General features: G+C 41.3%; 9 protein-coding genes. 3 read left to right on the plus strand and 6 right to left on the minus strand.

Annotated features, from left to right (window positions below; translation table 11 throughout):
- Positions 1-185: 185 nt before the first annotated feature.
- From H5182_RS14690 to H5182_RS14705, 4 genes are all read right to left on the minus strand, one after another.
- A complete protein-coding gene (locus H5182_RS14690; RefSeq protein WP_182760230.1) occupies positions 186-593 on the minus strand; it encodes a diacylglycerol kinase in 408 nt (135 codons plus the stop codon).
- Positions 594-650: 57 nt separating this feature from the next.
- On the minus strand, positions 651-2,639 hold the full coding sequence (locus H5182_RS14695) for an LTA synthase family protein (protein WP_182760231.1): 1,989 nt from the start codon (positions 2,637-2,639) through the stop codon (positions 651-653).
- Between the two features lie 164 nt (positions 2,640-2,803).
- Positions 2,804-3,475, minus strand: coding sequence for an START domain-containing protein (locus H5182_RS14700; protein ID WP_182760232.1), 672 nt, complete (start codon positions 3,473-3,475; stop codon positions 2,804-2,806).
- A gap of 31 nt (positions 3,476-3,506) precedes the next feature.
- On the minus strand, positions 3,507-5,027 hold the full coding sequence (locus tag H5182_RS14705) for a CYTH and CHAD domain-containing protein (RefSeq protein WP_182760233.1): 1,521 nt from the start codon (positions 5,025-5,027) through the stop codon (positions 3,507-3,509).
- Positions 5,028-5,241: 214 nt separating this feature from the next.
- Here H5182_RS14705 and H5182_RS14710 point away from each other — a divergent pair, with 214 nt between their 5' ends.
- Positions 5,242-5,841: a TIGR04211 family SH3 domain-containing protein gene (locus H5182_RS14710; RefSeq protein WP_182760234.1), complete on the plus strand. Its 600-nt coding sequence runs from the start codon at positions 5,242-5,244 to the stop codon at positions 5,839-5,841.
- Between the two features lie 484 nt (positions 5,842-6,325).
- Here H5182_RS14710 and H5182_RS14715 read toward each other — a convergent pair whose 3' ends face one another.
- Positions 6,326-6,808, minus strand: coding sequence for a winged helix-turn-helix transcriptional regulator (locus tag H5182_RS14715; RefSeq protein WP_145235173.1), 483 nt, complete (start codon positions 6,806-6,808; stop codon positions 6,326-6,328).
- Positions 6,809-6,978: 170 nt separating this feature from the next.
- On the opposite strand from H5182_RS14715, the gene putA reads away from it, so the two are divergent.
- Together putA and H5182_RS14725 are read left to right on the plus strand one after the other, a co-directional pair.
- Positions 6,979-10,782 carry a bifunctional proline dehydrogenase/L-glutamate gamma-semialdehyde dehydrogenase PutA gene (gene putA, locus H5182_RS14720; protein ID WP_145235170.1) on the plus strand — a complete coding sequence of 1,268 codons (3,804 nt, stop codon included), beginning with the start codon at positions 6,979-6,981 and terminating at the stop codon, positions 10,780-10,782.
- 108 nt (positions 10,783-10,890) lie between these two features.
- On the plus strand, positions 10,891-12,087 hold the full coding sequence (locus tag H5182_RS14725) for an HD-GYP domain-containing protein (RefSeq protein ID WP_182760235.1): 1,197 nt from the start codon (positions 10,891-10,893) through the stop codon (positions 12,085-12,087).
- A gap of 47 nt (positions 12,088-12,134) precedes the next feature.
- Here H5182_RS14725 and H5182_RS14730 read toward each other — a convergent pair whose 3' ends face one another.
- Positions 12,135-13,160: a general secretion pathway protein GspB gene (locus tag H5182_RS14730; RefSeq protein WP_182760236.1), complete on the minus strand. Its 1,026-nt coding sequence runs from the start codon at positions 13,158-13,160 to the stop codon at positions 12,135-12,137.
- Positions 13,161-13,166: the final 6 nt, after the last annotated feature.

The raw sequence follows: 13,166 nt of genomic DNA on the forward strand, positions 1-13,166 counted from the left end.
ATAAATACAGTGATAACAAGGCGTAAATTTTGACATGTAGTTGTTCTACTTGAAAAAATTATAACGCAGTTAGCGCTTTATTTAGCTCGCTAGAATGGTTAAATATTTAAGTCGATTGGTATAACTAGGAGTTAGGGTGTATTCGAAGCTTGTCGCTCAAAGCCAGTGACGTTTTACCTAACTTCCTAACCTATCAATGTAATTATCTTTTCATACCCAGCTACAGCCCATACAATAAACAACACTATCAGTGCTAATGTTACAGCCGCTGAAGCGATATCTTTCGCACGCCCTGATAGCACGTGGTATTCAACACCTACTCGATCTGTTAATGCTTCAATTGCTGAGTTTAGCAACTCAACAATCAACAATAACAAAAAGCTGATTACAAGAAGTGCCCAGTGCTGCAATGATTGTGCTAGCCAAAATGATAACGGCAATAATACTAGCCCTAGCGCAAGCTCAGTGCGAAAGGCCGATTCTTCCTTAAATGCAGCTTTAAAACCTTTAATTGAGCACTTGGTTGCTTTAAAAATACGCCCAATCCCTATGCCGTTGGGTTTGTTTACTAAATTAATTTCTGGTTTAGTCATTTTATAATCTTTAGCGTATAGCTTTTGCTTATCGGGTGATGGGCCAAACACATTACCTTAATCCATGCCTTGAGTTAATAACTGCCAGGCTGTCGCCATATACTGGGTATATGCTTGCTCTGCCTGCGCATCAACTTCGACAAATTGCGGTGGTGTTGTCGGTAAAAGCTGAGTTTTATCCCGCTCATTGACCCTATAATACTCATAAAGTGCCGATAAATCACCACGCCAAAGCTGCTCATTGTGACGTATTGTTTGAAAACCAAATACCCTTCGATCTGGCGCTGCATTAAATAATGATTGTCCCATGCTATAAAACTGAGTATTTGCTGGCGCAATTAAATCTAATAATGTTGGAGCGATATCCATATGGCTTGCCACTTGTTGTGCTGGCACTAAATCTGCGCTAACACCTTTGCCATAAATCACCATCGGCACATGAGTTAACTCATATAAATTTGGACGCTTGTGAAAGTTACGACGACTATAATGATCCCCTGTAATGACAAATAATGCATCTGGATAGCGTTGCTCCATCTTAGCCACAAACTCACCCAGCATTTTATCTGCATACCACAAGTGCCCTAATACATACGGATCTAATAACTCCCCTTCTAATCTATTTATCTCTGCAGGGTAATCTGCAGCCGACTTATAAGGGTAGTTATATTTGTCTAAATCGAGATTAAACGGGCCATGATAACTACCAGAGAGAATCACATTAAAACTTTTCTGTGTGGTTTTTTCTGCCACTAAATCAAATAACTGACCATCATCAATGCCCCAGACTCCTGCACTACCTTTTCCGCCAGCATCGGTAGCTGAATAGACCTTATCAGCACCTTGAGATAGAACGTACTCACCGACATTCTGCCATGATAATAAACCACCATAAAAAAACTGGCTGGTGTACCCTAAATGCTCTAATTGATTAAATAACGATAACTTGCTGCTTGGTTTTTGTGGCCCAATCAAACTCATATTAACCCCTGCATAAGGGATCCCAGATACAATACTGGATAGCGAATTCATAGTACTGCTAGCTGCAGGTAAAACGTTATCTAGGTAAATACCTTTACTAGCTAGATTTTTTAACTGATTGGTTAAATTAAGCGAAGCATACTTCTGTTGTAACGGCCAAGAATCATAGCTTTCCATAACAATCACGAACACGTGTGACGGTGCAGCTAACAAAGGTGCTGTAGTATATTGACTCAATGCGTTTAAAGGTAAGACATCAAGCACTGAGTTATGATTTAAATATGGATTTTCGCCGTCTACGCCATGATTTTGTAGATCGTTGTAATCTTTAATGGCATATAAAAAGCTGCGAAATGGATTGATCACTAAATTATTAATAAATGGGTCCGGCGTTACCGCAGACCACTTCCGTGAAGCCGGACGTGACTCAAAAGAACCTCGAATAGCACAGATAAATAACACCACTATGATGCTAATTAACAACGTACGCTTCCATTTACAGTCAGTAAAAATGCGCTGTAAAAAGCTATTCGACTGCTTATCAACGCGATGACATAACTTAAATGCAACCACTAACAGTGTAAATAACCCCAGTAAACTTCCCCATGGCCGATATTGTTCAATCACGGTTAAAGCAATTGCTTGCTGATCATCGTGCAACCCTTCAAACATAAAATAATTGAATTGACTGCCGTACTCTGAAATATACGTAATACTAGTTATACAGAGTAAAATAGCGACCACAAAAAAGAGTTTACCTGTAAAGTTACGCACTATTCTTACCCAATGACCTAAGCGCATCGGCTGTAAAATACAATTTAATAAAAAGGGAATGCTAAAACACACACCACTGGCTGCTGAGTCAAAAGCAAATCCTGTTTCTAAGGTGTTTAAAATGACATCAAGATCTATTGGTGCAGTGATTCGGTCATGAAAGTAGACTAAAAAGAAAATCCGAAAGCTCATAAACAATAAAACACCCGCTAGCCATAATGTAGCGATGCGCCAACTTTCGTTAACAAATGAAAACCAACGGCTTGAGCCTGCAAGTGATGAAGCTAACACTATACTGTCCTTAAAGTAGTATGTTCCCAGAGCGGGAATATTACCGATTTAAGTTACAGTAACAATATTTTTTTTGTAATTATTTGTAATAAATATTTAATAAAAAAACAGTAACAAGAAATTAACTAGCCATCTAGATTATGTCGATTGTTAGCATTAATACGCTATTGTTTATTGGTATGACTACAATTGCCAACTTGGCTTACTTGCTGATCTGTTTGATAGGTTTTATTGATTAAGCGTAATTTAAGAGCAAGCAAGGTATGCATCGCACTTTTTAATCCCACTTTATTGCTTAGCCAATAAGGAATTGCACCACCAGGGTTGGCGTATATTTCATATGTTATGGTTAACAATGATTGCCCTTCACTGCTATGCTGGGTTAATAACCAATGTGCTTTTAGATCTGTGATACGGATCACAGCTTGGCGCTTTGCAAGCTCCCCTGTTTTTGCTGCAATCGTTAACTTCGTCTGAGTGTCGTTCAGTTGTTGGTAGCATGAGTAACTCACCATATCGCGATCAGCGAGCGGCCACGGCGAGTCAAACTCGGTATGTACAATAGTTTCTGAGGGGCTTAGTCGTTCCAACACTTTCACATGGGTAACATTATCAATCCATAACGGCGCGCTGTCAGTATCACTTAGCAATGTCATAAAGTCATTGGCCGTGACGCCTTCAACAGTGATCTCTGCCTGCACTTCAAAAATACCATTGTCATGTTTTTTGTAGTACACACTTGCACCATCACGCTGTTTCCAGAGTTGCCAATGCTGAACATCACTGATCGCATCAGCACTAAATAGCAGAATTAGTAATAATACCCGCCGTACCATGTGTATTCCCTATGTACTGGCTTAAAGGCGATTACTGCCAGTAAGGTGATATTTTATATGAAGCTAAGCGGCTTTGTTCCATTGCGTCGACCAAGAATTCAGACTTTCTTTCAAGCCAGCTTTGAATTTTTGCCAGCTCTTCATCATCTTGTCCTGCACATAACTGCTTTAGATACTCAAGCGTGCTGAGCTCGTACATGCCGTGTGAAATATCTAACCATGGAATACGAAACTCACTGCGTTCATCTTTTTCAAATAACGAACCTAAACAGTTACCACTGAGTAAGCTGTTTTCTAAACGCATACGTAAATCTAAGTAATCCCTAACAGTCAGTGTTTTTTGTTCTGGCAGTAACTGATGAAGGTCTTGCCAATCTTTTTCAAATAATCGATTAGCAATCTCAGCGACTGGTTTTTCAGCTGCTTGAAACTGTACTTGTCCCCAACTTTTACGCCATTGCTTATCCACCAGCCAGGTGGTTAAAGACAATAATAAGCGGTTATAGCGAGCGCTATGAAACAACCGATTAATATCATCAATACTTGGCTGTAGCTCTTTTAAGTCATTAATAACTTGCGTTAACTCAGGTGCACTGTTGATTTTTTTATAGTATGCGTGGCGCTTGGATGTGTAGGTTTTTAGTTGAATCGCGTTTTCAACCCATGCTAATTCACTTAATAGCCATTTTAGCTCGGTGCGTAATAGCTCGGTGGTGCTTTTATCAACAATATCGTCAAACAACCAGAACGTATGACGGATTAAACTAATTCCATCGGTCACTCGTTTCAGAGTTTTTAAACTCGGTTTATCGAAATAACACTGTTCATGTTTTTGTACAAAACGAATACCAAAGCCAATTGCGGCTATAAGTGCTTGCTCTTGTGTTGCATATTTAGGTAACGATACAAAGCCAATTGATTTACTTGGCTTAAGTGGTTTTTCATCCGCAAGGCGATAACCACGAGCCGCTTTAGAATATAACCCTAAACGAATATTACTTTGACTCACTAACTTATCAGCTAAAGCAAATAATTCATCGCGGCTGCCTTCAACCAGTTCAATTTCAAGCTCACAAATTGGCTCCATCAAGCCCGATGCAGATACTTCGCCTTTATCTAACACGACCTCAATTTTAGCGCCACTGTCGGTTTCAATAAGCCAAGTACGACGAATAAAGTTAGTACTAAAAATAGGATAAAGATTAGCGGCAATTGCACTTATTTGCATACCATGCGGCCAAATACTGGCATCAAATGCAGTTATATTTGGTCGGCTACTTTCCAGCGGTAAATTATATTCAGGTCGTTGATGCAACCCGCCCATAACTTCTCCAGCAAGCTTGATAGTTTGCTCACATTGATTATCAGCACAGCGGGTACGAAAACCGATATCGAGCGCTCTTAATTCACGGCTTGGCGTGTCAAAATAAGCATTTTGTAAACTACGCGAAGGTTTATTAGTAACCGTTTTTGCAAATTGAGTAATTAACGCGGGGATCAGTGGGATTACGGCGTCTGACACCAAAAACTTCAGTTCTATCTCAGTATCCATTAGGCTTGAGGATTACCTTTAAAATAAATAAGAGCTCAAAATAAACAAAGCTGCTCAACATTGCAAATTTTTTAGCTTATTTGAATCATGAAACAGCAGCCATGATTACAATATCAGTCTTGCTATTAGGGCGCTAAATCCATACTATCTCAATACTTAACTATGAATAATACGATTGCTGTCCCACAGACGGTTACATTAACAGGGTAGATTGATGTTTAAACATTCTTTATTAGCTTTGCTATTCGCGGCGGCCGCATTTATGACTCACGCAGAAGAAAGCAATTCAGCTAGCGATGCAAACACCGCTTATATAGTCGATAATCTTTATACATTTATGCACTCTGGCGCGAGTAAAAATTACCGCATTGTTGGCTCTGTTGATGCTGGTACAAAATTAACCCAGCTATCTGCTGAAGAAAATGGCTTTGTTAAAGTTATTGATGATAAAGAACGAGAAGGCTGGGTAGAAGCTAAATTTGTTTCTAAAACTCCTGGTATTCACCAACAATATCGCACGCTCAGTGCTGAAATGGCATCAATGCAAGAGCAACTTCGTCAAGCACAAATTGAATTGCCGCAGCTGCAAGAGCAAAGCCAAACTTTAACTGACCAAAATAGTGCTCTATCAGAGCAGATTACTAAATTAAAAAGTACCTTAGAAGTTGAACGCACTGAAAAACAACAAGCCGGTGCAAAAGAAAAACGTCAGCTACTAACTTATGGCGGAGCAATTGCCTTCATAGGTCTATTTTTAGGTATTATTTTGACTATCGTATTATCGCGCCGTAAACGTTACGACGGCTGGGCTTAATCGATAACCACTATATTTGATATTAAAAAAGCACCCTTGGGTGCTTTTTTAATGCGTGGGGTAAACCCGCGCCTACGTATTGGTAGCAGCGAGTTTACCTCGCGACTGTTTATACCTTTACACAAACAAACCTATTTAACCACCGAGGGCACAAAGGCGCTGCGCGCTACACAGAAAAACCAAAGTAAAAAATCACTTATTTCTTCTCTGTGAACTCTGTGTTCTCGGTGGTGAATTAATCACTGACAGAACTTGAATCTATTGCGCGGGGTAAACCCGCGCCTACGCATTGGTAGCTGCGAGTTTACCTCGCGATAAAGCCCATTATTTACCACTGAGGGCACAGAGGCGCTACGCGCTACACAGAGAAACCAAAGTAAAAATCACTTATTTCTTCTCGGTGGTGAATTAATCTCTGAAAGAACTTTAATCTAATTGCGTGGGGTAAACCAGCGCCTACGTATTGGTAGCAGCGAGTTTAAATTTAAGTATCGAGTCTGAGCCCAGTGTCTTGTTTAATTTTTTCGATCACCATATAAGTGTGGTGCGTACCAACTCCCGGTATATCGACTAAATCACCAAGCACTTGACGGTATTCATCCATATCCGAAACCCGAATCTTTAATAGGTAATCATAGCCACCAGCAACCATGTCGCACTCAACAACTTGCTTGATTTTTAAAATATGTTCACGGAACACTTTAAATACCGCAGTATTTGACGTCACTAACGACACTTGCACATGCGCGACTAAGCTTTGATTAAGTTTGGCTTCGCTCAACTTGGCAAAGTAACCTTCGATATAACCTTCTTGTTCAAGCCGTTTTACTCGATCAAGACACGGGCTGGGACTTAAGTTAACCTGCTTTGCGAGGTTAACATTAGAAATTCTGCCGTTTTTTTGCAGAACGTCTAAAATTGCTAAATCGATACGATCGAGCATGCGTAATCTATTCGGACTTGTCATAACAGAATTTTATGCGGATAAGTTTAAAGTATGCCCTGTAAATTATCGTAAAACGCTAAATTTAACCAGCATATTCTGCTGGATTTTAATTAGAATGCACGCATTACGTACATAAAAATCGGGCAGCGAAATTTTTTAGCTGCAAGACTCCATACACCAGAGGGTTGCTTATGTTATTTGACGGCGATTTGACAACAACGTGTCCAATCAGACAAAAAATCCGTGACTTTTATCGCATTGACGAAAATGCTGTAATTGATCATATTTTACCGCTTGCTGAAGTAGGCGTAAAAGCTCGCAGCCGTGCTTGGGAACGTGCTCGCCAGATAGTTCACACTATTCGTCGCGATCAAGATGGTCAAAGCGGTGTTGATGCGCTACTTAATGAGTTCTCACTCTCTAGTGAAGAAGGTGTGGTATTGATGTGCTTAGCTGAAGCATTGCTTCGCGTGCCAGATAAAGCCACTCAAGACACGCTAATTCGCGATAAGTTAGCCAAAGGCGACTGGAGCTCTCACTTAGGCAGCAGCGACTCACTATTCGTTAATGCGTCATCTTGGGGTCTATTAGTGACCGGTAAAATGGTTAACTACACTGATAAAACCAAAGAACAGCAGTTTGGTGTACTGAAAAAAACCATTGGTCGTTTAGGCGAGCCGGTTATTCGTAAGTCAGTAAACTTTGCCATGAAGATCATGGGTAAGCAGTTTGTTATGGGTCGTACAATTAACGAAGCCATCGAACGCGCAGCAGAAAAAGAGCAAAAAGGCTATGTATATTCATACGATATGCTTGGCGAAGGCGCTCGCACCATGAAAGATGCACAGCGTTACTTTAATAGCTATATGAATGCGATTCATGCTATTGGTAAAGCGGCAAATGGCCGTGGCCCAATTAAGAGCCCTGGTATTTCAGTGAAACTGTCTGCGATCCATCCTCGTTATGAGTTCACTCATAAAGAACGTGTCATGAACGAAATTGTGCCTAAGCTTAAAGAGCTGGCCATGGCAGCTAAAAGCTACGATATTGGCTTTACTGTTGATGCTGAAGAAGCTGATCGCCTTGATATTTCACTTGATGTAATCGAAGCAGTATTTAGTGATGATGACCTAGCTGGTTGGCATGGTTTTGGTTTAGCTGTGCAAGCGTATCAAAAACGCGCAATTTTTGTGATTGAATGGTTAACTGAGCTTGCCAGCCGTGTTGGTCGTAAAATGATGGTGCGTTTAGTTAAAGGTGCCTACTGGGATACCGAAATCAAAACCACACAACAAGATGGTTTAGAGCACTTCCCAGTATTTACTCGTAAGGCAACAACCGACGTATCTTACAAAGCATGTGCTATCAAAATGCTAGAAGCACGTGATGTACTTTATCCACAGTTTGCAACCCACAATGCCTACACTGCGGCAACAATTTTAGAAGTTGCTAAAGGTGATAACCAAGGTTTTGAATTCCAACGCCTGCACGGTATGGGTGAATCATTATTCGACCAAATCGTAACTGAAGAAAAAATTCAGTGTCGTGTTTATGCCCCTGTAGGTCAGCACGAAGATTTATTGGCTTATTTAGTGCGTCGTTTACTTGAAAACGGTGCTAACTCATCGTTTGTTAACGCCATTGTTGATACCACTAAACCTGTTGAATCGTTATTACCGGATCCGGTAGAAACACTGCAAGGTTTGCGTAACAAGTACAACACGCAAATTAAGATGCCAATTGATTTATACGGCGCTGAACGTGCTAACTCAAAAGGTATGGATTTAACCGATATCAATGTGATCACGCCATTCAAGGAAAATCTTGATAACTGGTTTGCAGAGCACCGTATTAGTGAAAGCGATATTCCTGAAGGTTCAATTGCAGTTAAAAACCCTGCCAATCATCAAGAGATTATCGGTCATATCAAGCTACAAAATAGCGATGATATGCTCACTCTACTAAGCAATGCAGAAACCGCCTTTGAGTCGTGGTCACAAACGCCAGTTAAAGAGCGCGCAAACCTATTACGCCGCATTGCTGATATTCTAGAACGTCATCACGACGAACTTGTGGCTATCTGTATCAAAGAAGCCGGCAAAGTAGCACAAGATGGTATTGACGAAGTACGTGAAGCGGTTGATTTTTGTCGCTACTACGCTGCTCGCGCCGAAGAGCTAAGTGAAGATGAGCGTTTTGAAGCCCGTGGTGTGATTTTATGTATCAGCCCATGGAACTTCCCACTAGCAATCTTCTTAGGTCAAGTTGCTGCAGCAATCGTAACTGGTAACACTGTTATTGCAAAGCCAGCTGAACAAACTAGCTATATTGCACTGCGTACTATTGAGCTTATGTTATCTGTTGGTTTACCAGAGCATGTGGTACAGCCTGTTATCGCACGTGGTAGTGAAGTAGGAAAAACCATTGTTCCTGATGAACGCATTCAAGCGGTTATGTTCACAGGCTCTACTGAGACCGGTACCATCATTTCTCAAACACTTGCTGCACGTAATGATCTTCAAGTACCGTTGATTGCCGAAACAGGCGGTCAGAACTGTATGATCGTAGATTCAACAGCACTGCCAGAGCAAGTCGTTGACGATGTGATCAGCTCTGGTTTCCAAAGTGCTGGTCAACGTTGTTCTGCACTGCGTGTATTGTTCATTCAAGAAGATATCGCAGATAGCGTAATTGAAATGATCAAAGGCGCGTTAAAAGAGCTACACATTGGCGATCCATCATTACTATCAACCGATATCGGCCCTGTAATTGATGAAAAAGCCTTGAAGAACTTAAACGAACACGTTGAGTACTTAAAAGGCAACGCAACACTGCATTATGAGTGTGATATTCCAGATAACAGCGAAAACGGAGCGTATTTCTTTGCGCCACGTTTATATGAAATCAAAGATCTATCTGTACTGAAACGTGAAGTATTTGGCCCATGTGTGCATATAATTCGCTTTAAAGGCACAGAACTTGATAACGTGATTGACCAAATAAATAACACTGGGTTTGGTTTAACCATGGGTATCCATTCACGCATCGAAGAGCGTTGTGAATACTTAGCAAAAATGTCGCGTGCCGGGAACGTCTACGTTAACCGTAATATGATTGGCGCGATTGTTGGCGTACAACCGTTTGGTGGTCGTGGTTTATCTGGCACCGGACCTAAAGCAGGTGGCCCTAACTACTTAACTCGTTTAGTTAAAGAAAAAGCATCGCCTGAAAACGTGCAAATGACTAACTTGACGCCAGACGAGCTTGATACTCACCACTATTCAGGTGCTGCTGAGCAAGTCGAGAAGTTAATGGCAAATTCAATGCGCGATGAAAAAATTTGGCGCGCAACACCACTGAACGATCGTGTTTCAGCGGTACGTCAGCTATTAGCTAAAGTTGCCACAGTCGATATTATCGATGAACTAGCCGACGATTTAGCATTAACACTTGCCGATGCACGTGCCCAGCTTAATCGCCTTGAAAAGCACATGCGTAAGTTTACTACTTTGCCGGGGCCAACAGGTGAATCAAACACCCTTCACCTTGAAGCGCGTGGTTGTGTGGTTTGTTATGCAGATAAGAGTACCTCGTTTAACTTCTGGGCTATTTCGATCATCACAGCTCTTGCTGCTGGTAATACCGTGATCACCGTAGCATCTGAGTTATTCTATGACGAAGCGGTAGCCTTTAAAGATAAATTTATCTCAACTGGTATTGCTGAAGGGGTATTCCAAGTAGCTAAGCCGAATCAGTTACAAGCTATTTTGGCGCACCCTCATTTAGCAGGTGCTGTTGTTGCAGCGCGCTCATCGCGCTTAGGTTACTTCAGTCAACAGCTGGCACAACGTAAAGGAGCTATCTTGCCAGTGATCAGTGCTGAGTACTACGACACGCTAATCAAACGCTTAGTAACAGAAAAGACCATAAGTATTGATACAACAGCTTCGGGCGGTAATACATCACTAATGACTTTAGTTGAAGATGACGAGTAGAGTTTAAGTAGATATTAACAAAGGGCGCTAATTAGCGCCCTTTTTACTACTTATCCAGTAAAAAGTTTGCTAGTTTTGTAGTACGTTATTTATTATGAAGTAAACACATTGAAAATTATCCCAATCGATCAGCTTATGCCAGGTATGTTTGTGCATAGCGTAACTAAACAAACTGGTAAAATAAAAATCAAAAACCAAGGTTGGGTAAAAACGCAAGCAGGCGTGCAGCAGCTTATAAAAGCCGGTATCTTAGAAATCGAAATTGATCCTGATAAAACCATCGTTGAACTCACTCCTACAGCCACAACAAACGATATAAAGGTTGAACCGCCTAAACAACGTGATCCTTGGTCTACAACACACAGTGTTGAGCAAGAGATGGACAAAGCATTTAAGCTCTACAGCGAAGCAAAACAACTGCAAAGCAAAGCATTTACCGATATAAAAGCCGGTAACACTATAGATATTGCCCCCTTTAAAGAGTTAGCTAGCGGCTTTATTGATTCGGTATTTCGTAATCAAGATGCCCTAGCATGCATCACCCGTATGCGTGAAAAAGACGCCTACCTACTAGAACACTCGATCAACGTCTCGATCTTAATCAGTATTTTTGCCAAACACTTAGGTTTTGAACGAGCGCTTATTGAAGAACTTGCCACCGGTGCGCTGTTACATGATATTGGTAAAATTCAGATACCGGATGACATTCTTAATAAGCCGGGTAAGTTAACCGATCAAGAATATAAAGTGATTCAGGATCATGCGCGCTTTAGTAAAGAAATTTTAGAACTGGCGGGCCTTAAAGGCATTGCTGTCGATATTGCAGGCTTTCATCATGAGCGACTAGATGGCACGGGTTACCCGTTTGGCAAGCGAGCTGATGAAATAAGCCAGTACGTGCGTATGGCATCGATTGTTGATGTCTATGACGCACTTACCGCAGAGCGTGTTTATAAGGCCGGCATGGAGCCAATCAAGGCCTTTAAAATACTCAAAGACGGTTGTCCAGATAGCTTTGATGGCGAGTTACTGACTAAATTTATTCAGTGTATTGGCGTTCATCCAGTTGGCACGTTAGTTAAACTGTCGAGTCAAAAAGTCGGCCTAGTGACCAAAAGCAACCCTAGCAGCCCTCTTAAACCTCAAGTGAAAACTTTTTACAATGCAAAACACGCTCACTACACACAAGTTCAAGATATAGATCTGGCGCACAACCGAACTCAAGATTCGTTAGAATCCGCCATTAAACCAGCGGATTTCAACATTGATTTAATTAGATTTTTCAAAAATTCAATTTTGCCGTAATAATCGCCGAAAACGAAATTGGCCTGCGCGAAGTAGCTATCTAATCTTCACTCGGGCCAATCTTGCAGCGCTTTTAAGCTAAATTCATAATCATCAAAGCTCAGCACCGTTTGCTCTGGAGTGATCTCTAATACTCTTAAGTCCCCAATGCTATCCCCCTCATACAACTCCCGATTATTGAGCTTAACCCAACGTTTATCAGGTGATGATGAGTAAATATGCGCTTGGTATTTAATTTCTGGCATCAATGCCAACAAAGCATCAGGTAGTAACTCAATCGGCTCAGCATAAGATGAATTTTTAGTGCCTTGCGTTACTTGATGAGATTGGGTGCTTTGAGTATCTTCGATAGCGCGAGCAAAGGCATTTTTAAGCGCCGTTGGCACAGTTTCAAGTTCTTCATCGCTTACCGTTGCAACCGGCTTTGATTTCTCACTAGTCGGTTCGCCAAGAGGCTTCCCCAATACTTTGTATTTACTCATATCGATATTGCTAGCGCTATTGTTAATCATTGGCTGCATTTGCACTGCATTAGGATTATATTGCTGCTGAGGCGCTGCATATACTTGCTGATAACCATTAGGTGTTTGCACCAGTATTGGCTGACCTTGCGGATAAGTTGGTGCAGTATTTACTGGCACTTGCACCCACTGATATTGCCCTGTTGCTTGTTGGTATTGCTGAGGTTGAACAAATTGCGGCTGAGACATCGGCTCCGTGCTAGCAACTTGCGCTGGGCTAGTTTGTACTGGATTCGTTTGCACAGGTATCGATTGCTCAGGTTTCACTGTGGCAGGCACAGGTGTTTTGTCATCAGCAGGCTCCACTGATTGATCCTGAACACTCGTTACCATTTGTTCAGGGGTATTTAAATGATTTTTTTGTAACCATTTACCAATTGAAAACCCTGCCATCAAGGTCAGTAAAAAAGCAACCAACAAGCCAAGCGAAATCGCAATAAAACGATAACGCTGTAGTTCTTGCTGCTGTTTTAATTGCTCAGCGTTTCTGTCATGTGCTGACGCTTCATCATGTTGTTCTGATTGTTTTAAGGCATCTAATAAATACGACATATATGA

The organism is Pseudoalteromonas sp. SG44-17 (assembly GCF_014164235.1).
GTDB classification, from domain to species: Bacteria; Pseudomonadota; Gammaproteobacteria; order Enterobacterales; family Alteromonadaceae; genus Pseudoalteromonas; species Pseudoalteromonas rhizosphaerae.

Bases quoted from the DNA above. Each gene is read 5' to 3' on its own strand.
- H5182_RS14690 (WP_182760230.1), bottom strand. From the start codon at position 593: ATGACTAAACCAGAAATTAATTTAGTAAACAAACCCAACGGCATAGGG.
- H5182_RS14700 (WP_182760232.1), bottom strand. From the start codon at position 3,475: ATGGTACGGCGGGTATTATTACTAATTCTGCTATTTAGTGCTGATGCG.
- H5182_RS14705 (WP_182760233.1), bottom strand. From the start codon at position 5,027: ATGGATACTGAGATAGAACTGAAGTTTTTGGTGTCAGACGCCGTAATC.
- H5182_RS14710 (WP_182760234.1), top strand. From the start codon at position 5,242: ATGTTTAAACATTCTTTATTAGCTTTGCTATTCGCGGCGGCCGCATTT.
- H5182_RS14715 (WP_145235173.1), bottom strand. From the start codon at position 6,808: ATGACAAGTCCGAATAGATTACGCATGCTCGATCGTATCGATTTAGCA.
- putA (WP_145235170.1), top strand. From the start codon at position 6,979: ATGTTATTTGACGGCGATTTGACAACAACGTGTCCAATCAGACAAAAA.
- H5182_RS14730 (WP_182760236.1), bottom strand. From the start codon at position 13,160: ATGTCGTATTTATTAGATGCCTTAAAACAATCAGAACAACATGATGAA.